Below are 25,663 nucleotides of genomic sequence, written 5' to 3' on the forward strand. Positions count from 1 at the left end.
GTCTCCGACACGTGGCTTTCCACATCGTCAAGCAAGATGAAGAGGTTGAGACTGAAGTCCCAATCGTGATTGACGGCAAAGGCTCGACCCCTGCTGAGAGAACCGGTTTGGTCATCATCCAGACGATAGACGACGTCAAGATCAAGGCGAAACCGCGTGATCTACCTGACGAACTCCACGTCGATGGCGAAAAACTGGTTGAGGAAGGCGACAAAGTCTCCGTTGCCGATCTTGTTATTCCCCAGGGCGTAATCATTGACGAAGATGAGATGTCTAAAACGATTGCATCCGTTTACACGACGGCCGCACTTGAAGCTGCTAACGACGCTCTGGCAGGCGATGAGGAGGCCGATGCATCTGAAGTTCCTTCAGAAGAGGGTCAACCTGATGAAGAGGTGAACGCTGAAGCTGGCGAAGAGACTAAGGCCGAAGGCGACGCGAAGAAAGAAAAAGAGTAATTTGCTTCTAGCGATCAAGCTAGAGGACTGTTTACAGTGTGCGTCGACCGATCCTCACTAGAAACTGAGGTACAATTTAGGTTGTGAAACAGAGTGATCGTATTCGAAAGCGTCTTAAAGAGCTCCCGGCAAGTCCCGGAGTCTATTTTCACAAGGACAGAAGCGGCAAGATCATCTATGTTGGTAAAGCTTCAATCTTAAAGAACAGGGTTCGTCAGTATTTTCAATCCTCTAGGGACATGGATCCGAAAACCCTCGCGTTAGTGGCTGAGATTACAGACTTTGACTGGATCACCGTCGATTCTGAGATGGACGCCCTCTTCCTTGAGAGTGAGATGATCAAGCGATACAAGCCGCGCTTTAACATTCTGATGCGAGACGACAAGTCTGAGCTCTTTGTCCGTATCAATATGAACGACCCCTATCCGTATGTCAGCTACACCCATCGTCCTCTCGACGACGGAGCCAATTACTACGGGCCCTACTATAACGGTGGAGCCGCGAAACGGGCTCTTCGCTCTCTCAGGAGAGTCTTCCCATACTCAACCCACCAAGTGATGCCAAAGCGTCTCTGTTTGCAGTATCACCTAGGTCTCTGCCCTGGTGTCGAGGCTCAGATGATAAGCTCGCAGGACTACAAGAAAACACTCCGCTCACTTATCGATGTTCTCCAAGGCGGTCGTAAACGGATCATTGGCCAACTCGAAAAGGAGATGCGAGCTGCTGCTAAAGAGAAGCAGTTCGAAACTGCCGCGATGCTTCGTAACAAAATTTTCGGTCTTAAGGCCCTCTCAACCCAGATTGTCTTTGGAGATGAGGAGTTCATGGACATCAGCAAGGATCACGCCCTCAAGGGCCTCTCAGAGCTTCTGGGGCTCAAAAATGCTCCACGGCGGATTGAGGGCTACGATATCAGTCATATGCAAGGTACGCATAATGTAGCCAGCATGGTCGTCGCTACCAATGGTATCGCGGATAAGACCCAGTATCGTAAGTTCAAGATGCGCCTACCTGGTAATAACGATTTCGGACATATGCACGAGGTGATTACGCGACGCTTCAATAAGACACACGATAACTGGCCAAAACCCGACTTGCTCGTCATCGATGGGGGTCGGGGGCAACTTGCTGCTGCGCTTGATGCTATGGACGAGCGAGAAATAAAGATCCCAGCTGTTGGTCTCGCTAAGCGCTTGGAGGAGGTTGTTATCCACAAGTCACGCTCTAACGTCGACCTTCACTTGAACGGGTTTCCGACTGCTTCGGTCCGTGAATCGGATGACTTCGTTATCGTTCTGCTAGATCATGATTCGGATATCGTGAAACTACTTCAAAGAGTTCGAGATGAATCACATCGCTTTGCGGTTAGCTATCACACAAACCTGAAGCGTGACTACCAGACAAAAAGTATTCTTGACGAGATACCTGGCATCGGCCCCGCTACGCGCCGGAAACTTGTCCAGGCTTTCGGGAGTGCCAAAGCAATCGAGACCCTTACACAACCACAGCTTGCTGCAGTTATAGGCGGGTCAAAGGCCAAGCTCGTGTTTGACTGGGCGCAGAAGAGGTAGTTGGCTCGTTTTACACCTCGCCTCATCTATGCTTTAGTATTTCCTAAGTTATGAACGCTATACGACCGCAGGCTACATTTTCTCAAGAGTGGGAGCTAATCGTACGGCCTGAGATCAGCGGCGACCCTGTGATCAGTAGGCGCCAATTCAGTGCGATGGGGAGCCTTATGATGCAAGGTTGGCGGACTGGGAAAGCCGCGGATGAGGGCAGTTGCCTCAGAGTTGGTGTAACCGAGGGGCGCATAGGTAGCCTTCGTATTGCGCCCTCGTCTGATCCGCGGACCGACGCGCAACTTCTAGCTATGTTGAAGGATCTCGGGATGCTCCTGCCATTCAGGCCGTCAGGGCCGCCTGATCGTGTTCTTGGTCTCGAAGATCTTGATCATGGCACCCATCCAACTGGTGCAGTCTATCCTCACTTCCAGAGATGGCTAACGGCTACAAATATAGGTGAGGACGCGGCCAGGCACTGTATCTCCGCCATGGCTCTTCCATTTGGGCCAGAGCAGCATAATAACGCCGTCCGATCATTCGGTTATGCGCCAGGCATAGGGCGATCTGAACATCTTGGAGTCAGTGCGCAGCCAGGAAGTTTCCACTTTACTCGTGAACCAGGGGCAGACGATGATTTCATCGCAGTAGAGGGCGACGTCGTATGGCGATGGCCTCAGCTTCAAACGCTTGGCAACTGCGCCTGTTGGGGGATCAACGGAAGGGAAGGGTTGTGGATCGGCCCCGAAACAGGCGATGCCCTCTATCGTCTTGACGGCCATAACATCGATACCCCAAAGCAAGCTCTCAGCATACTTCTCGGTGGCGCTGCATTGGCCGATGCTGCTAGCCGCTACGAAGGCGAAGAAGACGTTTTTGCGAACGCCAGAGTCGTGCCTGTAGTAGGCTAGCTTGTTGGCAGTGGAGTATAATTGGCCTAGTTGATGAGTAACATACAGAAGCAATTTCTGCAGTTTTTGTTGCGGTGGGCGCTTAATAGCCTCGGTCTGTGGATCGCCGTTCGCCTGATCGGTTCGATCAATTACAGCGGGGCGATTTCGGATATCCTGGTGGCTGGCTTCATTCTCTCTGTCGTCAACGCGGTTCTTAAACCCATCTTTGTCATTCTCGCTTTGCCGATGATTATCATCAGTCTTGGTTTCTTCATGCTGATCGTCAATGGCTTCATGGTCTATCTGACCGCGGCACTCTCACCTGGTCTCCAGATGGGCTTCGGGAGTGCCATACTTGCCGGTATCGTCGTTGGCCTGATAAACTATGCACTAACACACCTCTTCGACCTACGTGTGAAAGCTAATCAAACCTGACATGCTCTATACATATATCAAGATCATCACTATTGGTGCCGGAGCCCTCACAATCCTCCTGATCCTCATTCAGCAGCGCGGGGCCAGTCTAGGTGCCGGTTTCGGCGCCTCAAGCGAACTGGTCACCACCCGTCGAGGAACGGACAAGACCCTCCACGATCTGACCATACTGACAGTTATCATCTTTGTCTTAACCCTGCTCATTGGAATCATCAAAGGTTAGCGAGAAGGTATGAAGAAGAAGTGGCGAATAAACAAGCCGCACCTTCCTGATCAGCCCGGCCAAGTCCTTAAGGATCGTTTACTCGAATTTGAGAGCGTGACAACACGCCATGGCCAGCGATATATTCTTCGTCGATGGAGTAATTTCACAGAGGTCGGCAAGCATGCTATCACCTGGCTCGCGATCGTCTTACTGCTGATTCTGGGAGTAGGCTTTCAAGAGAACGCCCTCAACAGCTTTTACAAAGTGGCTGTCCCGGCAGCAGGTGGTATCTACAGTGAAGGAGTGGTTGGTAGTGCGGCGGATTTTAACCCAATCTTTGCCACTACTCAGCCAGAGCAGACGGTCACGCGGCTTGTCTTTAGTAGCCTACTTGAGTATGGCCCAGACAATAACCTAGTCGGTGATCTTGCCGACAGCTGGACCGTCGATAATACAGGCCAGATCTATACGGTTCACCTTAACCCTGATGCTCAGTGGCAGGACGGTGTGCCGGTTACCAGTGCTGACGTCGTCTATACCATCGGGGCCATTCAGGATCCGGCAACTGGCTCTCCACTAGCCTCAAACTGGGCACACGTTGAGGTCAAAGCCCTCAATCCACAGACCGTTCAATTCACGTTACCAGCACCGTTTCCGCCATTCATTAACTCGTTAACGTCAGGCATAATCCCCCAACACATCTTGAGTAGAGTACCAGATTACCAGCTCAGATCGGCTAGCTTCGACACTGACCCGACAGTCGGTAGTGGTCCGTATAAGTTTATTAATAGCCAGACATTTACGAACCAGACCGACATTCGACTCACCCGTAACTCAAATTACTACGGCGGGCACGTTCTGCCTAGCGGCTTCAACGTCGATGCCTTTAATGATTACAACGGGCTACTTGAAGCCTTCAGGGTGGGGGAGATATCGGCGGCCAGTGACGTCCAGCCGGGGGATGTGCACAGTCTCCGGGCACTTCGTAACGTTCAGGTTCAAGAAGCACCACTTATGAATGAGACTCTGGCTTTCTTCAACATGAATAGCACTGTCATGCAGGATGCGAAGGTGCGGGCGGCGCTAAACATCGCCGTGAATAAAGAAGCAATCATCGACGCGCTGGACGACGAATACCGAGCGGCCAGCATCCCTCTGTTACCTGGCCAGCTCGGTTATGATGCTACTCAGGACGTCGGCGGATTCAGCCAAACGGCTGCCACGACCCTGCTGGCTTCAGATGGTTACGTTAAGAGTAAGGACGGGCTGCTTGAAAAGAACGGAGTACCACTTACCGTCAACTTAGCCGCCAGTACTGACGACGTCTACCCGAAGGTTGCGGATCTACTGGCTAAGCAGTGGCAGTCGATCGGGATAACCGTCCAGGTCAACCTCGTCGACGATCAGAACATCCAGCAGAATGTTCTCGTGCCCCGCAACTACGACGTTCTTGTCTACCAGCTGGCAATTGGCGCTGACTCAGATGTCTATGCGTACTGGGATTCGGCTGAAATTGGCGAGCAAGGGCTCAACCTATCGAATTACAGTAATCAGTATGTCGACGAACTTCTTCAAAGTGCCAGAACAAGTACCGATCCAAGTCTGCGTGCCGTTAAGTACCATGACTTCGTTACCCAATGGGTCAGCGATCAACCGGCCGTCGTTCTTTATCAGCCAACCTACAACTATGCTATGCGTGACAATGTGGCAGGCTTCATACCGCATCCTCTCGTTCAACCAACCGATCGCTTTTATAACATTGCGGATTGGTCCGCAGCTACCAAGCAGGCCGTAGAGAATCACTAATCCTTGCATCGGACAGTCCACCTCTTATACAATAAGTCTGTTCAGGTGCCATGCGCGAGTGGCGGAATCGGTAGACGCGCTAGCTTCAGGAGCTAGTGAGCTTTACGCTCGTGGAGGTTCAAGTCCTCTCTCGCGCACCATGTATATTTATCTAGTGTTTTGTTCTGTGATAACCACCAGTAGGTAGTTTTGGACGGGTAGTTGACTGAACGAGTGATGGGACCTACAATCATAAGCATTAATGAGGGATACGGCTTAGATGGCTCGTTTGCCTAATCCCGGCGGTGACGTCGGTACCTGGGGGACAGTACTCAACGACTTTTTGAGTGTCTCGTTAAATGGCGACGGCACACTACAGTCAAGCGCATTACTTGGGGCTGGTGCTCTTCAACTAGACGCTAACTCAGGGGATATACAGGCGGTCGGTAGCCAGGCAGCCGGTAATTCCGGTAAAGCAGCGGACGCCAAACACGTTCACCCGACGACCGGCCTGGCACTCTTAACAGGTGCTGCGTTTACAGGTAGCGTAACTGCGGGCGTCGTAGCTCTGACGGATGGCGTGAACATTGCTCTTAACGCCTCACTTGGGAATACCTTCACTGTTACCATCGCTGGCAGCAGGACGCTCTCCAACCCGTCCAACCCGACTGATGGGCAGCGCATCATTGTTGCGGTGACCCAGGGTACAGGTGGAAGCTTTACGCTGAGTTATGGCAACCTATACGAATTTAGCGCGAATCTGCCATCACCGACCCTTAGTACGACTGCAGGGATGACAGACTATCTTGGCTTTATCTATAACGCCGTCTCGGGCAAGTGGCGTTTCTTAGCGTTTCTTGGTGGGTTCTCGTAACTAAGACTTCGGTTTACTAGTGCGCGTCAAACAGCTCAACCCAGTCTTGGCGTTCATTTAAGCGGGCTGCAAACTCATACTGTGCGTCACCAGCCGCACCATGTGTGTCGAGCGCTCCAGCCATATCCCCGAGGTCGCCCATACACGTCAAGACAAAATTACTGACTGGACTTTGCAGAAAGACTTCGTCGGGTTGCTCGGACTCACCTGGGACTGCTCCAAGCATTCTGTCCCAAGCTCGAATCTCTTCCTCGGGTGGGCCCATTCTGCCTTCTCTGAGCTGCTCTTCCTGTAGCCAGTATTGAAGCATGGCAGCATAGGCTAGGCAGTCCGGATCATCACGTCGCTCAAGTAGTGCTTCAATCGCGCTCAATGTTCCGTCACGGTCGGCGAGAGCATTCTGTTGGGCCTCGTCAAGATCGTCCCAAATTGTATGTTCGATCGCAGGACGTACGGGGCCCTGTTCGTCAGTAATAGTGCGGATTATCGCGAATCGGCCTACTTGCTTGAGAACGCCCTCTGCCAGCCCGTCAAGGTTTGGGTTGCGCTCCCCAGGCTGCCACGTAAGCGGCCCATGGGATCTCTCTCTACTTGGAAGATCTGTCATACTTTCCTCCTCAGAACTCACTGTATCTTTGCTTAATCTATAGCATGCTCTATACACCGGCGCAAGTAGGTGTTCAGATGATTTTGGGCCCTGTGCACCTCATCGAATAGGTGCGGCGAATGAGACGAGAGGCAGGAAGTAAGCAAATAATTTACATGTTAACGCCTACCGCTTTTCGTGGTTTTGCGCTAGTATGGGGGAAACGCTTAGGCTTGGGAATTGGGAGACAATGAGCAACAAGATTGTACAGTACTTACAAACGCATATTGACGGTGAAGTAGTGGACGCCCCTTCGGTGCGCCAACATTTCGCAACTGATAGGAGTATCTTCGAAGCACTACCGCAACTGGTCGTCTATCCGAAGAATACCAGCGGTATTCGTAAAGTTGCACGCTTCTCATGGCAGCTTGCCGAGCGTGGTCACAGCCTACCATTGACGGCTCGTGGCAAGGGTTCGAACCAGAGCGGATCCGCAGTTGGGAAAGGCATGGTAGTCGCTCTGCCTGCTCATATGAATCGCCTCCTTGAGCTAGAAGTCGGCAAAGGTACTGTCCGTGTCCAACCAGGCATGAGCTACCGCGCACTTCAGGACGTTCTTAACAGCCATGGGCTCTTTCTGCCGCCGTTTCCAGCCTCAATCGATTACTCGACGATCGGCGGCGCAATTGCCACTAATGCTTCAGGTTATAAGTCGGTTAAATATGGTACGACCCGTAAGTATGTCAAAGGTCTGGAGGTAGTGCTCTCAAACGGTGATGTTATTAAGACGGAGCGTCTTAGTAAGCGTGAACTGAGTTCCAAGAAAGGCCAGACGGATCTGGAGGGGGAGATCTACCGCCAAGTAGATGGCCTTCTCACTGACAACGCTGAGCTCATCGAGAAGCTGGATAAGAAGACGAAAGTTACCAAAAACTCCTCAGGATATGCGCTCGAACAGGTTAAAGACAAGGATGGCTCGTTCGACTTGACGCCACTCTTTGTTGGTTCCGAGGGAACGCTCGGCATTATCACCGAAGCGACTCTTGACTGCGAAGGCTTCAATCCGAAGACGACACTACTTGCCGCCCAGTTTGACTCTCTAGAAAAATGCGTTCAACTTCTTGAACCACTCCGTGCCCTCGGTCCAAGTGCGGTTGAGATAGTCGATAGAAACCTTCTCGAGTTGGTCAATCGCACCAATCCGGCGATCCTGAAGGATCTTGTCCAGCAGCCTCTACCGGCGGCGGTCCTCCTCGTTGAATTTGACGATCCATCCGATCGAAGCCGAAAGAAAAAGGTCAAGAAAGCCCTTAAGATGCTCGATGAATCAGCCCGCAGCCACGATGAGGCCGAGACCCTCGTAGCCCAGGAGCGGCTCTGGTCGATTCTCCACTCGGCCTGGGTGGCATTTACCTATGAGGGGACCCCGCTTAGAGCACTGCCAATCGTTGAAGACGGCATCGTACCACCCAAGAAATTCCTCGAGTTTATCCAAAAGGCCTATGTCATATTCGACAACTACAGTCTCCCGATGGCTGCTTGGGGCCATGCTGGCGATGGCCATCTGCACATCTATCCATTTTTGGATATCAGTCGGTTGAACGACCGCCAGAAAGCCATCAAGGTGATGGATGACTACTATGCGCTCGTGACCTCACTCGGAGGCAGCTTCTCCGGAAGCGCCGGTGACGGCCGCAGTCGCGGTAGTTACCTCGAGGATCACTATGGCAAAGAAGTATACAATCTCTTTGTTGATACTAAGCGGATCTTTGACCCTCACAATATCCTTAATCCCGGCATTAAGATCCACACTACGAAAGCTGAAAGTATGGCGCTGCTGCGTCGTGAGTATTCTTTAGCTGACCTGGGCGATTACCTAGTTGAGGGCTAGGTAGTAGACCTTGCATTATCCCTGTTAAATCGGTATGCTTAACATGTATTCACCTGACATGCGCGAGTGGTGAAATTGGTATACACGCTACCTTGAGGTGGTAGTGCCCGCAAGGGCGTGGAGGTTCAAGTCCTCTCTCGCGCACCAATATTTTGTTTTCAACACGGGCAATTAGCTCAGCTGGTTAGAGTGCTTGATTCACATTCAAGAGGTCGCAGGTTCGAGTCCTGCATTGCCCACCATACTTGGCCTATGACTGAACTTGATATGTGCGTTGTATCACCGTTGTCTCTGTGATCTATCTCACGTATACTGAGAAAGTATAAGCGTGAACAGGATAAAATAAAAACGGCATATGGCTAGACTTCCTGTACCAGGTGGAGACGTCGGAAGTTGGGGTGACATCCTCAACGGTTACCTTGAAGTATCGCTCAATGGAGATGGAACGATCCAATCATCAGCCCTCCAGCAGGCTGGGGCAGTTCTAACCTCGACGTCCCTAGGCGGTGACCTATCTGGTACGCTACCTAATCCAACAGTTGCCAGAGTAAATGGAATAAGTATTTCAGGATCGCCATCAAGTGGCCAGGTGCTTACCGCTTTGAGTAGCAGTGCGGCCAGTTGGAGCAGCATAGCGGGTACAACAGATTGGCTAAACGCCAAGTCGTATGGCGCAAAAGGGAACGGTATAACAGACGATACCGCCGCTTTGACGTCCTGGATCAACGCCATCAACGCTGCCAGCACCGGAATCGGAGCCTTTCTGCCAGCCGGGCAGTACATGGTTTCGTCTGCATTACCGTCGATTACCAATAACGGTGTCACTATCACAGGTGACGGGTGGGCTCAGACGAACTACACCTACGGCTCGACTATCTCGGCGGCAGTCGGGATGACAAGCACTATCCTGACTCTAGCCGGAGAAGGCATCTCCCTGCGTGGCATGACCCTTGACGGAGGCGGTCGGGCGACGCCGATCTTGATCATAACTGGACAGCACTGCCGGCTGCGAGACATGCAGGTACGTGGTGTCTCATCTGGTGGGGTGTGTGTCGACGTGCGCTCAGGGGCGGTCAGTACGTGGATCGACACGTGTGTTATCAGCGGTCTTAATGGGTTGAACACCGGGGTCCAGATAAATGACACCGATGCCATCATCACAAACAATAAGCCTCAAAATAATGGCTACGGCATCGTTCTTCTATCAGGAGCATCAGGTACAGTTATTACTAGCAATCACATAACGCCAGGATCATCAGGGCTGAACTGCATCTGGATTAATGGTAATCCGTCACACGTTTTAATCAGTGCCAATCGTTTCGATAACTATGGTGCATCGGCAGTTCAGATAACTCCTCCAAGCTCGACTCCGAGCGATATCACAATTAGCAACAACGACTTCCAATCGACCGTCATAACCGATAACACTTATGCCCAAGTGGCTGTAGATACGACAAACGCAGGAGTGCGCAATCTAAAGATCATTGGCAATACCGGTTACGCGTCCGGGACTAACAGGCCTGCATACGGAGTCGCCGCTCAAACGCAGAGTGGGAGCGTACCTTCTAACACAAGCCTATTAGCATCAACAGGTTCGACTGTAAGTGGCAATAGCTGGTGGGTAGCGACCTCGCTGTTCGGCAACGCTAATCCGTCGGTCGCTCTTAATAACCTTATCTCTACAAACGGCACTGCATGGACACAGGCCACGGATATCTATAACTTTCCGGCTGCCAGCGGGTCAACGACGCACACTCTTTACAAACAGACCACGGCATCCATCACCCCATCTGCTACCAGCGGAACCTTCGGCTCGTCAGTCGCCCTCTCGCCAGACTCGACATATATTGGTATCTTGCCGGTAGCTATAGATATTGTCACCACTGGGCTCGGTAGCGAAACATTAACCGTCCAAAGTACGGTGACATGGAACGATTCGACAACCAGCCAGAACAGCATTGGAATTACGACAAACGCCACGACAAACGTTTCAGCCAGTCAGATGATATCGATAATGTTGGGAGGCGACGGCAAATACGCAACCCAGATATCCTGGGCCGCCAAGAGTTCGATCAACAGCTCAGGCGCTTCGGCTACGGTCAGCGTGTTTGGCGTGAATCAGTCGTAGCGACCTTAGCTCTCGTTGACTATCCGTTCGGCCTGATCGTCCACTGTCACTTCCACCTCGCCAGTAAATCTAGGAGTTGTTGAGACTCCAGGGCCTACAAGCGAGAAGTTCTTAACCATCATGACGACGACACCGCCTAGACCTCGCTCGGCTGCGACCCGGTCGATAGCCTCCACGAAAGCTCCGAGTTCATCAATGCCGATCCTCGCAATACCATCACCTGACACCATAAGGACGCGCTGGCCTTGGCTGGGTTGGCCCAGTCTATCAGATTGTTCGCTCATAACATGCTTATAACCTACGTTGGCTGTCTGGTCAACTATTGCTGTTTGAAATACGAGCAAGCGTTCTATACAATACACACAAGATATGGGTTGTTAGCTCAGCTGGCTAGAGCGTCTGATTTACACTCAGAAGGTCGGGGGTTCGAGTCCCTCACAACCCACCATTCCGTATGATTGGAAATAGTGGGTTGCATGGTGGGGTAGTATATATCCAGTTGCGGGCCGATTGACAGATTAATGGGGCAACCACCATGGGGGAACAATACACTACTGCAGGACTGGAATACGATACTTCGGTACGGTATGAGCATCTGCCGACCGATCTTGTCTTGATAGGCAGCATGGCGCGGGTACTAGGCCAAACGGTCAATCAAGTATCACGTACCTTGAGTTATCGGTCAGGCGTTCAACGTTTTGTTTTAGACTTCGAGCGTGGAGGTAAGCGTGTCTGCCATGCTTGGGCCGATCTAAGAAACTTGATGGTCTTCATGCCTGTTGCAGGGGATTCGCCCGTTCAAGAGATCGATTTCCCACTACTGATGGGCGAGACGGATGCCCCAGAGGAAGAGCGCCAGCGATATGCAAGAGATCTACAGCGGCAACTTCTTCTGCCGAGAGATCAGTATCTCGTCCCAAACGAGCCTGAAGGGTTAGTAGAAGCAGAGGAAGAGCGCGCACTAGGCAATGGCGCAGTGGTCGGCGAAGCGGCAGTCGATGTCGTCGTTGAGTTAAAAGGTGCTTCCATCAGGAGTGGGTTGGCGGATGAGGCCACAACAGCCGGTGATGACGACGCAGAGGTGGAACCTGCGGCAGCAGATACAGACCCCGCACAACCTGAACCTGAAGCTGATTCGGATCTAGCTGGAGACGCCCAACCGGCGGCTGAGGCCGATGCGGCTGAAGATGAGACATCAGCTGCGGCTACAACTAGTGCGGACCCAGCTGCTGGAGCCGCCCCAGACTACGGAGAAAGGACACCCGCTGAAGTACATGGCTATGTTCCGGGCAGGCCGGCTCAAGCTCAGACTGCTGCCGCTCACGTTGTGGGGACGGGAGAGCTCAGGCGCCAGCAAGCCCATCGTGCTGCGCAGGCCGCTGTCCTAGCTCGCGCACTTCGCCGTGAGCACCTCGAAATGCATACGAGTTCGATAATCAGCTTGTTTCACAGAGAACTGAGTGCGGATGATATTGCTTGGGCGATGTCGCGTGACCCAGGCGAAGTCGACGGGGTCGTAGCGAGCCTCAACCGCGGCAAGGAGATACCCTCGAGGTTAGTCAAAGAGGGTGGCGCCGATGTGCGTTTATATAGGGGCTGGCCCCTGGAAGTAATCCTCGTGCGGCTCTGTGGGCTTGATGTCTACGATATGTCCACCTACTTTGATCTGAGTGCGAACGCTATCGTTGATATATTGACGGCCAATACGGACGTCGTACTTGGGGAAGGCTATCGTCTGGATGACCCCGGTGGTTGGTTGAAAGCACGTGCTGAACTGGCCCCACCGCCAGATGGTTATATCTTAGCCTCTACGTTGGAATCAAGGGCACGATACGGAGAATACTTCAAAGGCCAGTCGCTTGATGAGATGGTTGAGTTTGCGGTCGAGAATGGTGGTGTGACCAGTCGACATTATGAACGCGGGAAGCGTGATCCGCATCCTACCAAGGTGACGTGGCTCTCTCCTCATGCGGCAGCCCTCATTAGGTACCAAGACGAGGATATGCCACAGATCGATAAGCATATGCAGTACTTCGGCTGGCACAACAGAGATGAGCTATTGGAGATGATCAACCGAGAGATGGTCAGACTCGGTATGCCAGTCGAGCGTCACCTGCCGAGAACTGATTTTGACAGATGGCTTGCGACCGCTAGGAGCGAGATGGGTCTCGAAAGCAGTACCTCAAAATGGTTCCGAACTAGAGATGACTCTAAAACACTCCCGCACTACTCACCTGATGTCCAGAGGGCGTATATTACATATGTCAGGACTCGGCTAAGAGAACAAGATGACGTGACTGCCAGACGTCTGGCTGCAGGTCTATCGGGTGGTCAAGTGAGTAATGAGGAGATTGAAGACAAATAGGACCCGGCTATTAAGCCAGGTCCTTCGCTATCTATATGGTGGCGCCTCCCAGGCTCGAACTGGGGACACAAGGCTCTTCAGGCCTCTGCTCTACCAACTGAGCTAAAGCGCCACGTACCCTAGGATTTTAGGGGAAAAGAGGTCTTTTAACAAGTCTGGTCACCACTTGTAAGGTGACTACCCTCCCTGTTATAATCTCGTATGTTCCTCATGCGGGTCTAGCTCAGTTGTTTAGAGCGCATCCTTGCCAAGGATGAGGCCACGGGTTAGAGTCCCGTGACCCGCACCACATCTGTTAAGCCAGATGAGCAACTTACACCTCACAAGGGTGTTTTTTGTTACAATTGAGCTATGGACAAGCCGACAAATCAAAACGATAAATCAGTCAAAGACTACCTTACTTCACTCAACGATGAGCGAACCGTAAACGACGCCCAAGTGCTTATCGGTATAATGCAACGAATAAGCGGGCACGCACCAAAATTGTGGAATGTCGGTACTCTTGGTTTTGATGCATACCATTACAAATACGACAGTGGACGCGAAGGAGACACTTTTATTATTGGCTTTTATCCAAGGAAGGGTAAAACTACGGTTTACCTTATGGATGGCACAGCTCGTTACTCTAAGTTATTGGCTAGGCTAGGTAAACATACTTTTACTGGCTACTGTATTTACATCAAGAGGCTCAGTGATATTGAGCCGTCGATTTTAGAGCAAATCATTGAGCAGTCGTATAAGTTTATAAAATCAATGTCCAAAGATGGTCCTATTGACCGAATACTTTGGCAAACTGAAAAGTAGCAAGCTAAATCTAACCTAATAAGGTAGCCGACAAATTAAACAGTTTAGCGAGGCTTAAGAGGTTCACATTATTGAATTGCTCGATTGCAGATGCTTGCAATGCATCAACGATGCTGCACCAAGATAAACCTTATTGAAGAGACCGTCAGGTCTCTTTTTGTTATAGTTACACCTATGATGTCGTCAAAACCAGAGTACGTAGCTTCCGCGGATGGTACGAAAATCGGCTACTACACGTATGGTAGCGGGCCGGGTATTGTCCTTATCCAAGGGGCAGCTGGTACAGCTTACCATTTTTACGAGCTAGCTGAAGCCTTATCAGATTCTTTCACAGTGCACCTTCCTGACAGGCGCGGTAGGGGACTAAGCCCACGCTCGTATAGTGATGACTACACTATCCAAAGAGATATCGAAGACCTGGACGCCGTACTCAAAAAGACGGGCGCCCACTTTGTATACGGCCTTAGCTCTGGAGGTATCATTGCTCTGCAAGCAACTTTGAAGTTACCTGCTATTCAAAAGCTGGCTGTCTATGAACCGGCAATTTTTGTAAATGGGTTACCCCTAAAAGCACTGACCCGCTTTGATAAACAGATGGCCAAAGGCAAACTTGCCAGTGCTATGGTTACAGCCATGAAGGCGGCGCAAATGGGGCCACCCATTTTGCGATATATTCCAAACTGGCTGTTGGCAGCAACCGTACAACTACTGATGAACCAGGAGGCCAAGAAGGGTTCGGGAGAGTATCCACCGACCAAAGAACTTGCCTTAGCTATGCCGTATGATTTTACTGTCGTCCGATCAGTGAATGACAAGATACAATTCTATAAAAGTATCAACAGACCTGTGCTTCTACTCGGTGGTAGTAGAAGCCCGGCGTATCTCAAGGCAGGTTTGAATAAATTAAAACGAATCATACCCAAAGCGGAGTATGTAGAGCTTATTGGTTCAGACCATGCGAGCTCGTGGAATTATGACAGACGACGCAACCCTAACGGCAATCCGAGATTAGTGGCAGAAAAACTACGAGAGTTTTTTTCGAAAACTTAAGTCGTCGGAAGCAGTTTAGGTGTAAATTTTATCTACATGTTGCACTATGCATGAGCACTTTAGCCTCAGTATCTTGAGGTCACTTAATAACAATGTTTGCTATTATTGACTGGTGAATCTATCGACTCATGGAATTGTTGCATTAGTGCGTGATAGTAAAGGCAACTTTTTATTACTGGAAGATTCTCGAGAGTTAATGCAGGGTTATTGGGCCCCACCACACGGTAGATGTGAACCGAGCGATAAAACCGAAGAAGATGGGGTAATCAGAGAAGTATTCGAAGAGACCGGGCTAAAGGTCACGCCAATAAAGAAGGTTTTTACACAACCAGCTGATACTAAAGTTAAGACTGTTTCATTTTGGTTAGTTGAGTTACGAGGTGGAGAGCTGAGCTTGAATGAAGAGTCTTCTTCGGCTGGCTGGTTTAGTATCAAACAAGTTCTCAGTATGAAGTTATATCCTGGGACAAAATCTTTCTTCGATAAGGTTACTTCTGGCGAGATCTCAATTGCGTAAGTTTAGCCTTGTCTTTTACTGCTAATCAAGTATAGACATAGTGAACTCAGTAGAATAAGGTTATTTTTTGCTCTGAGTTCGAGTGATGATAACAGAGTCGATGAGTTAATATAAGAGAGATGTATAAGGCACTAATAGCTGATATAGATAACACCCTGGTTCCCATAAGAGGTGACGGATCAGATATAGATTCTGCAACGATAAGTGCTGTATCGCGTGCTCTCAGGAACAATATACAGATAAGTGTTGCCACGGGCCGTGGCTGGTCATCGACTAAACCTGTAGTACAAAAGCTCGGTATTATCGATCTTTGTATTATTGAGGGAGGGGCATCTATCGTTAGCCCAATCACAGAAGAGATAGTCTGGGAGAAAACCCTTGATGCACAGACCTCCAGTAAAACAGTCGAAATATTTAGGCGCTTCGCCACTTCATCAGAACTTATCAAGTCATCTTCAAAACCTGACCGTATTCCTTTGAAGGAGGCTGGTAAATATGGCTTTAAAAATAGGGTGATATATCTCTTGGGTACGGATAAGGCTACCGCGCTGAAGGTTAAATCGGCTTTGGATAGACTACCGACCGCGTCAGCCAACATTACAACGCCATCATGGGCGGGCGATACTTTGTTTGATGTGCATGTTACGAATGAACATGGCACTAAAGAATATGCCCTCGATGAATGGTATCGACTCACGGGCCTAAAAAAGAATGACACTGTCGGTATGGGTGACAGTGCTAACGACCTACCGTTATTTCATGCGGTGAGGCTAAAGGTTGCTGTTGGTAACGCTACTGACGATCTTAAGTCTGAAGCTGATTACATTGCGCCCACCAGACAAAATGGAGCGCTAAAAGATGTGTTAAACAAATTCTTTCTCGGCTCAACTTAGAACTAACAAGTATAGCTCCCAACTCTCATCTGTTCAGTATGTATTCATCGTGGAGTACTTCTAAAAACAGATTAGGACACATTAAATTGTGCGTCTACTGTATGCATGATGGTAGATTAGCCATTCCTCTACTGCTTGCAATTATCCGATAAGGGGATATCATTTGTCTTTAACTACAGGGAGATAGCGGTAATGGGAGCGCAATCAACACCAGAGTACGGACCAGTCATGGTGGCATGTGGTGATGAGATCGCCAGAGACGCGGTAACAGCGGGAGTTATAGCGGTAGGTCTAAGCGTAGGGTATATCTCTGCCCCCGGCGATCTAGAACAGTACCTAGCAGAAGCGGCGCAACAAAGGCCACCACTACCTCGTCCTTTCGGGGTTGTTACAGAGATGACTTTCAACTTTGCTCCTCCTGATCCACGGAGGGCAAATCTAGGACTTGCCGGGGTTGCCGCTGAGAATCGGATACCACTTGCCATAATCGCAACTGGTAGTCTGCCGATTGGTCGTGCGGTATTAGCTAAGCTTAATCCAGGTCACGATCATCATTCACGTAGCCTTGGTGTATTGGTGCCTAGACACCCTCACGATGAGATTGCAGCCAAGATTGCCGCTTTCTATGGTTCATTCGCTCTGAGAGGTGGATCCGCTGCCGTGGGGCCTCAAGCATAATTGTCCGGTCTAGCTGTTCTCCGAGTCGATTACTTCTTAAGCTTGCGTGATCCCGGATAGACGTTAAAATTGACAGATAATATTAGTGTATGTGAGAGAGCCCATGTCAAGTCAGGAGTCGGGTGGTATCAACGGTATTATGCATGGCCCGTATAGGCCATTGTCGGACGAAGAAATTGCTGCGGCTGAAAGAGATGAGTATGGACGAGTTCTCTCAGAGCTCGGGAGAGTTACTTTACAGGTGCAGCACCAACTTGAAAGTGCCGCGTGGGCCTGGGTCGATGGTGGACGTCCAGGGACTCCACAAGCCAGAGATCTGTTTACGCGTGCACAAGTGATTCATCTTAGGCTTCTTGGGGGTAGAGATGATCTGCCGCTACGCGAAAGAATTTAGTCCTCAACAGCTATTAGGGTCTAGCCTATCTCTCGGTGCCAGCAGTCTTAATAAGCGCTTTTATCATAGCGAGCATCAACGGAGATGTACGCCTTACTTTTTGCGAGTAGCTCAATTACATAGGGAGTTGAAGCGAAGCGCTTGTCCTGTCTTGCCAGTTTAGCAAGAGTCATCCACTTATTCATGCCTCCGCCCCAAGAGTTATCGATCTCTCCTCTGCAATTCTCCGCGAGCACAACTGCGAACAGCTTGTCTTCTAGAAGCCCAGCCTCGCTAGAATCATAGTCCCTTTGGCGGCAGAATGACCGTACGGTAAACGACGCCGTCATATGTGTCTGTTTCGTAAACTCATGTAGTGCTGCGTCCTCGATTGACACCCCCCATTGCACAGCTCCACTTATAAACCCCCAGTAGCCCCAATAAGGCTCGCGTAAACGTTGCTGACAGAGAAAGAGCCTGTCGCCCTGGTCGTTCACTTTGGATGCGACAATAATCATGGAGAGCTTTGGCTGTCTCTGTGGTACCCGCATGGCTTCGTCAAGATTGTTCGCAAATTCCTTACCACGTACGGTTAATTCGTATCCCCGTAGTGGTAACTTCTGAATGTAGCCGATTTTCACCAGTTTATGTATGTGAAACTTGAAGATATCACTCTCTAAACCTGATGGTCGCATGAGGTTGTTGTAGCGCATTGTTTTGTTGCGACGAAGCGTTTTCAGTATCAAAATCTGAGCGTGGTGCAGCGCGTGGTCGTTCATAAGATTGGTTGGTTTAAGTCTCGCAAAGGTGTTATTGGGGTAGTGCTCTACCCTTGATGATACTACATAAATTTGAGATCCTATCGTCGTCAATTACAGTCTGGCATATTAAGTATCGACGACAGGGTGAACAAAATACTTAATGAGCAACAAAACTACAGGACGACAGGTCATCCAAAGCAATAGGGGGGTATTTTCGGATGCAGCAAACTCGAGTCATCGGTTTATACCAGACTATGAACGCCTTTCAGAGATGATAACTGCCTGCAAGACCATAGGTCTTAAGGTGGTGCTCGCGATGGGCACCTTCGATATAATACATATAGGCCACTTTCTCTATCTTGAGAAGGCGCACAGTTATGGTGATGTCTTGGTCGTAGGAGTCGATAGCGACGAAAAAGTTAAAGCTAGGAAAGGACCTAGTCGTCCGATCGTCCCGGAAGACGAAAGGGTCACGATGCTCACTCACGTTCGTAACGTCGATATAGTAACTCTTAAACCAGCTTCAAGTCCCAAATGGACTCTGATAAAACTTGTTCGTCCTGATGTTCTCATCGCTACCGCTGAAACATACACCAAGAAAGAACTCGAGGCACTTGAAGAATACTGTGGCCGAGTCGTGGTACTCGAACCACAGGCAACTACCTCAACAACCGCCAAGCTACGGCGTATTCACATCGGTCTGGCTAAGAAGATGAAAGCGGTCATTGCAGAAGCGGTAGAGGCGTCATTCGACAAACTAAGTGAGGGAGAAGTATGAACGTACCCGGCATTCACCGTGTAAGCGCTGCATTCTCACATGCGTCCTCTTTTCTTAAAGCCAACAAGCTGATCGTCACGATAGTGGCGTTTGCACTTATAGGGGGCGGCTACCTAACTTTCGCTTTTGCCTCTACTACCACGCCTCCGACTATAGATCACTGCGCCAAAGCTAAGGGGCCGTTTACGGTGCACGGGACAACTGTGATGCAGGACAATGGTCAACCGTATATACCATATGGCATTACAGTGCCGGGATTAGCTCAAGGAGACTATAGCGCGCAGACTATATCTACAGACGAGAGCCAGATTCAGGCAGCAGCCAACGATTGGTGCTCAAACACCGTCCGGCTACAGGTCTCCCAAGATAGCTTGGTCGGCGTAAGTGGTACCGTCTACTCGAAGCCATTCATGGACGCCATAAAAGCCGAGGTCTCATACGCCGAAAATCTCGGGTTGGTTGTGGTTATTAACGCCCAGACCGAAGTCGTGGGTAACGAGCCACTACCAACTATCGCTACTCACGCGTTCTGGAAGTCTCTGACAGGAGTCTACGGTAGCGACCCGCAGGTCGTGTTTGATCTCTTCAACGAGCCGCATACATCGATCGGCGGTAATACGCAGAACGATATTTGGGAGATCTGGCAAAATGGTGGTGTCCGTCAGAATGTCACATACCTTGGTATGCAGCAGCTGGCGACGGACGTCCGTTCTTTTGGGGCTAAAAATCTTTTCTGGATTGAAGGGCCGAATACCGCCAGCACACTCTCTGAGGTAACTTCCTATCCGATTACTAATGTCGGGCCGATGGTATATGCCATACACCATCCGAAGGGTACGCACAACGTCATAACCTGGCAGAGTGACTTCGGATACCTAATAACACAGCATGTTGCACCAGTGGTTGTCGGTGAATGGACACAATATGCTTCGGCGACACAGAGTGAATGTTGGAGTGATGCCTATACAGCGGTCCCGTCGTTTCTTAACTACTTGCAGAATCTACATATCGGGATGACGGTCTGGTCCCTCAGGCAAGGGGTGATGTTAAAGTCTTCGGATTTTAGTCAACCCACGCACATCGATTTGAATTATAAGTGCGTCGATAACATTAACGGGCCAAATGGACCGAATGAAGGTGCTGGCCGTCAAGTCCGTAACTGGTTCACTTCCCAAAACAGTGGTGCCACTCTAAGTAGCCAGTAGGTCAGTGAGCCTCAGAATAAGCGCGACTGCCATGTTGATATGAGATTCTTTTGTCTAGTTTTGGTACCATAAAGATATGCGGAGAATAGTTGTTTTTACGATGGTCAGCCTTGACGGGGTTATGCAGGCTCCGGGTGGTCCAGACGAAGATAAGTCGGGGGGTTTTAAATATGGGGGGTGGACAATCCCGTACGCTGACGAGTCTTTTGGTAAGATCATCAACGAAGAACTAAGCGTTCCGTTCGATATGCTGCTTGGCAGGAAGACGTACGAGATATTTGCTGCGTATTGGCCGAAGCAGACGGGTCCGATAGCCAGTCCGTTTAATAAAGCTACAAAATACGTGGTGTCGGATACGACACTAGACCCTACATGGCACGAGTCAGTTGTTATAAGTGGCGATGTTGTTGCTAAAATCAGAGCTTTGAAAGAAGAGAGTGGTCCGATGCTACAGGTATGGGGTAGTGGTAAGCTCATACAGACGCTCTTTAAGAACGACCTGGTCGACGAACTGCGACTAAGAATATTTCCTCTTACGCTTGGTACCGGCAAGCGTTTATTTGCCGAGGGCACGATCCCAGCTGCCTACGAACTGCTAGACTCCAAGGTGTTATCGAGTGGCGTAATCTTAGCCAACTACAAGAGGTTTGGTGAGATAAAGACAGGTTCGTTTAACTAACTCTTATTTTACGGTCACGTTGTCCAGGTTTGCTTTAACGCCCTTCAAAAGTGCATATGTAGCCTTATCCATCGTCGCCCCGTCAAATACGACCTTCTTGAGCTTGGAGTGGTGGAACGATACGTTTTCGAGAGTCGCGTTCCTAAAAGTCGCTTGTTTTAGAGAGGAACCGTCGAAAATAGTCCCTCTAAGAGCCTGACCGTCAAAGGACACCTCACTTAAATCCGCCTCTTTAAACTCGGTTCTATCGAGGGTGGTATTGTCAAACGATGCGCTCTTTAGCGTACATCGGTTCAACTTCGCTCCTGTCAGATTTGCGTCAGTGAGATTAACGTCTCGCAAGTCACTACTATCAAAGTTTGACCCCGTCAGATCTGCAGAGACAAAGCTCGCCCCCTTTAAGGCTGCTGCCTTAAATTTAGACTCCCGTAAGTCTGACTTGTCGAAACTTGCTCCCTTGAGTGCACTCATGCTGAAATCGGTGCTGGGTAGCTGAGTATCGGCTAAGTCGGCGTCCACAATGGCTGTAGCGCGGAACCGAGAGTCAAGACTATCCTGGCCATCGCCACTCTTAGCAGTCTCTTTATCATGTGCGACATGCTCCATGATTTCGGTTACATCTCCAAATGACTCGGTCGTCAGCCTATATGCTTCTTCGTCTGTCTTACCCTCGGCTTTTAGGTCGTTATATTTTTCAGTTAGATTGGCGAGTAGTTCTTGTTCTACGTCTTCACGGGCCGGGAAGGCACCGTATGGCTTAAATGCGTCATCCAGGAACTGTTTTAATTTGTCATTCATCTTATCTCCTTTCTTAAAGTAACTTTTCTAAGATCTGCTTCGCATAGTCCCAATTGTGTCTATTGCGTTTGTACTGATCACGACCGCTTATGGTGATTCGATAGTATCTTCGTCTACCACCCTGAGTCTCGTCACCCCAGTAGGAGGTGATATGACCGTCGTGCTCGAGACGCTTCAGGCTTGAGTACATCGTTGCTTCCTTTAGTTCATACTTGTGATCCGACAATTCGTAGACCAGCTTTGTAATTTCGTATCCGTATTTGTCGCCATCAGTCAGGAACTTTAGGATCATCGTATCCGTATGTCCACGCAGCAAATCTGACGTTAATGTGTTGGTTATCATAGCTACAGTGTATGTCAAAGTACTATGACTGTCAATGTAATTGTCATACCCCGATAGTTTCTTGCTTTTATATGGGGTTATCGTTACTGTTAAGATACAAACAAAAGAGGGACAACGGATATGGCGGATGAAGCTTTAACACCAGAGCAGGACCAAAGCAGGCCAGACTACTACAAACGGATGGTCTGTGAGACGCAGCGCCCCGACGGTACGTGGACATACGCAGTCGCTGCATCAAGGCTGCGGGAAGAGCTAGGCGAAGGACTCTTTCTCGCACTGGAAGTAGACGAAAACAACCTTCCTGTCACTGAGCCGCGAGTCCAACCAATCCTGGTTGCCGACCTTCGTGGTGATAGACCAAGCATAAAGCCTGCACGGCCACCTGTTGATGAGCCAGATAAACCTCACGAACACCATTTCAGGTTAGGTGGAGCCCGTTCGTCGACGGGAGTATACGATGCGACTCGTGATGTATATGTTCCGTTTAGTCATACTAAGGACCCACTCTGGGATCGTCTTGGAATGGGCGCTAGGGGTGTAACTGATGCTGCCATTCTTGATCTGAACGAGAGGCCAACGCTCAAGGATGTGGTCGCCGTGGCGACAGCGCTAGCTGACAGGGACTGGTCTGATATTAACAGCCGACTTAGCCCGAAGACACTTGCTACGTCAGTTGCCGAAGGTGGGGCGGGTGCGTTTATAGACACGGTGCTTATCAGTTTTGACCCACCTGAGGGCCAGTCAGTTGAAGATTCGGCACTCTACAAAGAGGTCGCAGAGGTTATCCAGGACGAGGAGGTCTGGAGGCGTATTCGGAACGTTAACCTCCAGACACGAGAAGCTCTCCTTAAAGGTATCAGCATGGCCTATAACCACAGGATGCATGGCGAGCATATGCCGCTTCGCGTCCCACTGCGCCACTATGTCTACTCGGTTGTGAATGCTCTTGTCTATCCTGCTGCGGAGCAGGCGCTTACCGATCATGCCGAGGAGATAGCGGCGATTGAGCGGGATTATCCAGCAGCACAAGATTTTGAAGAGGCGGATTCGGCACGAACTTGGGCTGAGCAGAATGACATCCGCGAGATAAGCTGACTGTGATATGCCGCATATCTTGCGGCGGACTCCTATTTTCTCTATACTCATATCAACAACCGTAAGCGGGGTGTTTTAAACACAGACAACATATATGGCTCGCTTGCCAACACCAGGAGGAGACAGCGGTAGTTGGGGGACTATCCTTAACGGCTTTCTACAAGTCAGCCATAACGCAGATGGGACGTTGCAGAGTGCTGCGGTTCAGAATGCTGGCACTGGACTCTTTGATACGGCGGGGGCTGCCACGGCGGCACAGAATGCGGCTGAGGCCGCAAGTGTCCCTATAGCTGGCGGGACGATGAGTGGTCAGCTGACGCCGGCAGCCGTGAACCTAGTATTTGGCAGTAATATCGCTATCGACGCCTCAAAAGGAAATGTTTTCCAACTAACTTTGACCGCCAGCACAGGCACACTTTCAAACCCCTTAAACCCGACAAATGGACAACACATTCTTGTAGCTGTTACGCAGGGTAGCGGTGGGCATTTTACGTTAAGCTTTGGAACCGCCTACAACTTCGGTGCGGCAGGGCAACCAACCCTTAGCACGACCGCCGGTGACGTGGATGTCTTGGGCTTTGTCTACCTGACCTCGCTATCTCAGTGGCTATGTGTCGGGGCGGCTCTAGGATTCTAAATGGCCATAGCTTTAGTGAACCAAGCTGGGGTAAGCGGCGGATTCCAGTCTTCACCGCAGGTTATCAGTTACACATCGACGGCAGGTAACACCCTTATTTTCTCTGGCTTTTTGTACTACTCGACTGCGTCGGTACCGGCGGTCGGGACCATCTCGGATAGTGCCGGTAATACCTGGAACTACAGTACCTCCAACAGCCAATACCCTCCGTTCGCTGGTGAATCGGCCAATGGCGGCGGCTGTACGGTGTTCATCGCTTGGTCGCTCAGTGCTAAGCCTATAACTTCGTTAACACTGACGACGACTAACGGCTCTCCATGGACCCGGGTTGTCATAAGCGAATGGACGGGTATAGCCGCCTTTGACAGCAGCGCATCGGCTTTTTCAACAGTCAATCAGATAAGTGGCAGCGTGACCACCAACTTAAGTATGAGTGGTGATCTTATAGTCGGCGCCTTTGAGACGACTGTCGGGTCAACTAGTTTTTCACAACCCACAGGCTGGACAGATTTCACGGCTTCGGGAGCGGTCAACAATAACTCATACGATCTCCCTGGAGTTGTAGGACCTTACACCGCGACGATCACCATGAACCAGGCAAGCGACTGGGCCTTCGTCGTTGCCGCCTTCAAGCCCGACAATCCATCGGCCATGATAGGTTTCTTTCCGTAGAGTTATTTTAGTTGCAGTAATTAATCATAAGTGTTATAATATACGTAATCTAACAGATTACGGAGTAATCAACAGATGGGTTCCCACGAGAGAGTAGGCAACCGTTTTAGGCCTGAGCATCTTGTACGAAGAATGGGCCGGCTACTTTTAACTGGTACTGCTCTGGGTCTTAGCCTTAGCGTTGCTTCACTTTCTGCAAGCGCAGGCAGTGTCGGTGGTCCGCAGATTCAGCATAGTAGAACGGCGGACGCCAGTTCGGAACATAGTTTCCTCCCAAACACAGGTCCGGAAGGCTGCAATACCCCGGATGCGCTACAGGAAGCTTTTGCTAAACTACCGGCTGACCAGTGGAGAGCTGCGGATGGAGCGCTGTCTGTTAATGTTGGCCGAAAGGCTGTCTGGGTCTTTGCCGATACGATTAAGGCGGGTGGTTTTGCCCATAACACAGCCGTAGTCCAGGACGGATGCGATTTCGATGTTGTTAATGGCGGTGCACAGATAATCCCTAATCAAGGGAGAAGCTATCTATGGCCGTATGCAGCCGTCAAATACGGAGGGAAGATACTCGTTAGCGCAGGGGTCATAACTAGCACCGGCAATAAACCCGGCGACTTCAGTGAGCATGGCACAGAAGCTTTCTTTCTAAACACGGATGGGACCTTCAGCTCTCGTGACAGAAACTGGCCGAAGCGATCCAATATAGACTGGGGGGCAGGTATGTTTGTCACTAAACATGGAAAGCTTATCGTCTACGGCTCTGAAGATGTTCACAGGCCCTATGTCTTCGGACGGTCTCTCCGCGAAGCAACGTTCTCGAACGGCAGATGGCACTTTGATCGAACTCCCGTAATTCCCACCGGGGAAGGTACGGATACCACCGTCAGTGTCTCATACTCGGGAGGGGAGTATCATCTCCTCACCAAGCCACAAGGCGCTCTCGGCAACACGCTCGTCTCGTACGACAGCCCAAGTCCACGTGGTCCATTTACCGAAGAGACTCTTGTGACCGATCTTGGTATGAAGGGTGATCATATCACCTACAGTGCCGAAGCCCATGACCTCGGTGGCAACTGGGTTATCAGTATATGCCAGAACTGGTTAGATAGTGCTCGTCACAGGATTGGTTCGTATCGTCCCAAATTTCTCGAATACTTCAGACCAAAACGTACCTCTGTTTCATAAGGCACCTAAACTTGCT

General features: G+C 50.3%; 28 protein-coding genes and 6 tRNA genes. 28 read left to right on the forward strand and 6 right to left on the reverse strand.

The genetic code is table 11. The annotated features are described in order from the left end of the window. From VGS28_00075 to VGS28_00110, 8 genes are all read left to right on the forward strand, one after another. Window positions 1-458: hypothetical protein (locus VGS28_00075; GenBank protein HEV2412194.1), on the forward strand; the 458-nt coding region annotated here is incomplete at its 5' end. 83 nt (window positions 459-541) lie between these two features. Then, on the forward strand, window positions 542-2,029 hold the full coding sequence (locus VGS28_00080) for an excinuclease ABC subunit UvrC (protein HEV2412195.1): 1,488 nt from the start codon (window positions 542-544) through the stop codon (window positions 2,027-2,029). 50 nt (window positions 2,030-2,079) lie between these two features. Then, on the forward strand, window positions 2,080-2,931 hold the full coding sequence (locus tag VGS28_00085) for a hypothetical protein (protein ID HEV2412196.1): 852 nt from the start codon (window positions 2,080-2,082) through the stop codon (window positions 2,929-2,931). Window positions 2,932-2,964: 33 nt separating this feature from the next. Beyond that, on the forward strand, window positions 2,965-3,348 hold the full coding sequence (locus tag VGS28_00090; protein ID HEV2412197.1) for a phage holin family protein: 384 nt from the start codon (window positions 2,965-2,967) through the stop codon (window positions 3,346-3,348). A 1-nt stretch (window position 3,349) separates the two neighbouring features. Then, window positions 3,350-3,571 carry a preprotein translocase subunit SecG gene (gene secG / locus VGS28_00095; protein HEV2412198.1) on the forward strand — a complete coding sequence of 74 codons (222 nt, stop codon included), beginning with the start codon at window positions 3,350-3,352 and terminating at the stop codon, window positions 3,569-3,571. Window positions 3,572-3,580: 9 nt separating this feature from the next. Then, complete coding sequence (locus tag VGS28_00100) at window positions 3,581-5,359, forward strand: ABC transporter substrate-binding protein (GenBank protein ID HEV2412199.1); 1,779 nt, start codon at window positions 3,581-3,583, stop codon at window positions 5,357-5,359. A gap of 52 nt (window positions 5,360-5,411) precedes the next feature. Next, window positions 5,412-5,499: transfer RNA gene (locus VGS28_00105), tRNA-Leu, on the forward strand. A 119-nt stretch (window positions 5,500-5,618) separates the two neighbouring features. Continuing rightward, window positions 5,619-6,212: a hypothetical protein gene (locus tag VGS28_00110; GenBank protein ID HEV2412200.1), complete on the forward strand. Its 594-nt coding sequence runs from the start codon at window positions 5,619-5,621 to the stop codon at window positions 6,210-6,212. Between the two features lie 16 nt (window positions 6,213-6,228). Here the strand turns inward: VGS28_00110 and VGS28_00115 are convergent, their stop codons facing one another. Next, entirely contained in the window at window positions 6,229-6,819 is a 591-nt protein-coding gene (locus VGS28_00115; GenBank protein HEV2412201.1) for a hypothetical protein, read from the reverse strand. Between the two features lie 229 nt (window positions 6,820-7,048). Here VGS28_00115 and VGS28_00120 point away from each other — a divergent pair, with 229 nt between their 5' ends. The 4 genes from VGS28_00120 (at window position 7,049) to VGS28_00135 (ending at window position 10,817) form a co-directional block, all read left to right on the forward strand. After that, window positions 7,049-8,689, forward strand: coding sequence for an FAD-binding oxidoreductase (locus VGS28_00120; protein ID HEV2412202.1), 1,641 nt, complete (start codon window positions 7,049-7,051; stop codon window positions 8,687-8,689). A 60-nt stretch (window positions 8,690-8,749) separates the two neighbouring features. After that, window positions 8,750-8,836: transfer RNA gene (locus tag VGS28_00125), tRNA-Leu, on the forward strand. A gap of 18 nt (window positions 8,837-8,854) precedes the next feature. After that, a tRNA-Val gene (locus VGS28_00130) sits at window positions 8,855-8,931 on the forward strand. A gap of 113 nt (window positions 8,932-9,044) precedes the next feature. Continuing rightward, window positions 9,045-10,817, forward strand: a complete 1,773-nt coding sequence (locus VGS28_00135) for a glycosyl hydrolase family 28-related protein (protein HEV2412203.1) — start codon at window positions 9,045-9,047, stop codon at window positions 10,815-10,817. Between the two features lie 5 nt (window positions 10,818-10,822). On the opposite strand, the gene VGS28_00140 is transcribed toward VGS28_00135, so the two are convergent. Then, complete coding sequence (locus VGS28_00140; protein ID HEV2412204.1) at window positions 10,823-11,101, reverse strand: hypothetical protein; 279 nt, start codon at window positions 11,099-11,101, stop codon at window positions 10,823-10,825. Window positions 11,102-11,188: 87 nt separating this feature from the next. Here VGS28_00140 and VGS28_00145 point away from each other — a divergent pair. Both VGS28_00145 and VGS28_00150 read left to right on the forward strand, forming a co-directional pair. Continuing rightward, window positions 11,189-11,265, forward strand: a tRNA-Val gene (locus VGS28_00145). 87 nt (window positions 11,266-11,352) lie between these two features. Continuing rightward, entirely contained in the window at window positions 11,353-13,182 is a 1,830-nt protein-coding gene (locus VGS28_00150; protein HEV2412205.1) for a hypothetical protein, read from the forward strand. A 36-nt stretch (window positions 13,183-13,218) separates the two neighbouring features. On the opposite strand, the gene VGS28_00155 is transcribed toward VGS28_00150, so the two are convergent. Further along, a tRNA-Phe gene (locus tag VGS28_00155) sits at window positions 13,219-13,294 on the reverse strand. A 100-nt stretch (window positions 13,295-13,394) separates the two neighbouring features. Between VGS28_00155 and VGS28_00160 the strand changes: the two genes are divergently transcribed. The 7 genes from VGS28_00160 (at window position 13,395) to VGS28_00190 (ending at window position 17,518) form a co-directional block, all read left to right on the forward strand. Beyond that, window positions 13,395-13,471 (forward strand) — tRNA-Gly (locus VGS28_00160). Window positions 13,472-13,533: 62 nt separating this feature from the next. Beyond that, window positions 13,534-13,986, forward strand: coding sequence for a DUF1801 domain-containing protein (locus tag VGS28_00165; protein HEV2412206.1), 453 nt, complete (start codon window positions 13,534-13,536; stop codon window positions 13,984-13,986). Between the two features lie 174 nt (window positions 13,987-14,160). Further along, on the forward strand, window positions 14,161-15,036 hold the full coding sequence (locus VGS28_00170; protein ID HEV2412207.1) for an alpha/beta hydrolase: 876 nt from the start codon (window positions 14,161-14,163) through the stop codon (window positions 15,034-15,036). A gap of 112 nt (window positions 15,037-15,148) precedes the next feature. Continuing rightward, window positions 15,149-15,553, forward strand: coding sequence for an NUDIX domain-containing protein (locus VGS28_00175; protein HEV2412208.1), 405 nt, complete (start codon window positions 15,149-15,151; stop codon window positions 15,551-15,553). 119 nt (window positions 15,554-15,672) lie between these two features. After that, a complete protein-coding gene (locus tag VGS28_00180; protein HEV2412209.1) occupies window positions 15,673-16,446 on the forward strand; it encodes an HAD family hydrolase in 774 nt (257 codons plus the stop codon). Between the two features lie 192 nt (window positions 16,447-16,638). Next, window positions 16,639-17,124 (forward strand): hypothetical protein, encoded by a 486-nt coding sequence (locus tag VGS28_00185; GenBank protein ID HEV2412210.1) that lies wholly within the window; start codon window positions 16,639-16,641, stop codon window positions 17,122-17,124. A gap of 91 nt (window positions 17,125-17,215) precedes the next feature. After that, a complete protein-coding gene (locus VGS28_00190; GenBank protein HEV2412211.1) occupies window positions 17,216-17,518 on the forward strand; it encodes a hypothetical protein in 303 nt (100 codons plus the stop codon). Window positions 17,519-17,565: 47 nt separating this feature from the next. Here VGS28_00190 and VGS28_00195 read toward each other — a convergent pair whose 3' ends face one another. Further along, on the reverse strand, window positions 17,566-18,276 hold the full coding sequence (locus VGS28_00195; protein HEV2412212.1) for an NUDIX hydrolase: 711 nt from the start codon (window positions 18,274-18,276) through the stop codon (window positions 17,566-17,568). Window positions 18,277-18,418: 142 nt separating this feature from the next. Here VGS28_00195 and VGS28_00200 point away from each other — a divergent pair, with 142 nt between their 5' ends. The 3 genes from VGS28_00200 to VGS28_00210 all read left to right on the forward strand — a co-directional run bounded on the left by VGS28_00200 (window position 18,419) and on the right by VGS28_00210 (window position 20,920). Then, window positions 18,419-19,036, forward strand: coding sequence for an adenylyltransferase/cytidyltransferase family protein (locus VGS28_00200; protein ID HEV2412213.1), 618 nt, complete (start codon window positions 18,419-18,421; stop codon window positions 19,034-19,036). Then, window positions 19,033-20,241 (forward strand): cellulase family glycosylhydrolase, encoded by a 1,209-nt coding sequence (locus VGS28_00205; GenBank protein ID HEV2412214.1) that lies wholly within the window; start codon window positions 19,033-19,035, stop codon window positions 20,239-20,241. The genes VGS28_00200 and VGS28_00205 overlap by 4 nt, the downstream gene beginning before the upstream one ends. A 76-nt stretch (window positions 20,242-20,317) precedes the next feature. Continuing rightward, the gene (locus VGS28_00210) at window positions 20,318-20,920 is read left to right on the forward strand and encodes a dihydrofolate reductase family protein (GenBank protein HEV2412215.1); all 603 of its coding nucleotides are present in this window, start codon (window positions 20,318-20,320) and stop codon (window positions 20,918-20,920) included. Between the two features lie 3 nt (window positions 20,921-20,923). Here VGS28_00210 and VGS28_00215 read toward each other — a convergent pair whose 3' ends face one another. Beyond that, window positions 20,924-21,718 carry a pentapeptide repeat-containing protein gene (locus VGS28_00215; GenBank protein ID HEV2412216.1) on the reverse strand — a complete coding sequence of 265 codons (795 nt, stop codon included), beginning with the start codon at window positions 21,716-21,718 and terminating at the stop codon, window positions 20,924-20,926. A gap of 13 nt (window positions 21,719-21,731) precedes the next feature. Beyond that, window positions 21,732-22,061, reverse strand: a complete 330-nt coding sequence (locus VGS28_00220) for a PadR family transcriptional regulator (GenBank protein HEV2412217.1) — start codon at window positions 22,059-22,061, stop codon at window positions 21,732-21,734. A gap of 120 nt (window positions 22,062-22,181) precedes the next feature. Between VGS28_00220 and VGS28_00225 the strand changes: the two genes are divergently transcribed. The 4 genes from VGS28_00225 (at window position 22,182) to VGS28_00240 (ending at window position 25,647) form a co-directional block, all read left to right on the forward strand. After that, window positions 22,182-23,156 (forward strand): hypothetical protein, encoded by a 975-nt coding sequence (locus tag VGS28_00225; GenBank protein ID HEV2412218.1) that lies wholly within the window; start codon window positions 22,182-22,184, stop codon window positions 23,154-23,156. A gap of 94 nt (window positions 23,157-23,250) precedes the next feature. Continuing rightward, window positions 23,251-23,793, forward strand: coding sequence for a hypothetical protein (locus VGS28_00230; GenBank protein HEV2412219.1), 543 nt, complete (start codon window positions 23,251-23,253; stop codon window positions 23,791-23,793). Next, entirely contained in the window at window positions 23,794-24,465 is a 672-nt protein-coding gene (locus VGS28_00235; GenBank protein ID HEV2412220.1) for a hypothetical protein, read from the forward strand. It abuts the gene before it with no gap. 75 nt (window positions 24,466-24,540) lie between these two features. Then, window positions 24,541-25,647, forward strand: a complete 1,107-nt coding sequence (locus VGS28_00240; protein HEV2412221.1) for a hypothetical protein — start codon at window positions 24,541-24,543, stop codon at window positions 25,645-25,647. Window positions 25,648-25,663 lie beyond the last annotated feature (16 nt).

It is taken from the genome of Candidatus Saccharimonadales bacterium (assembly GCA_035945435.1).
Classification (GTDB): domain Bacteria; phylum Patescibacteriota; class Saccharimonadia; order Saccharimonadales; family DASZAF01; genus DASZAF01.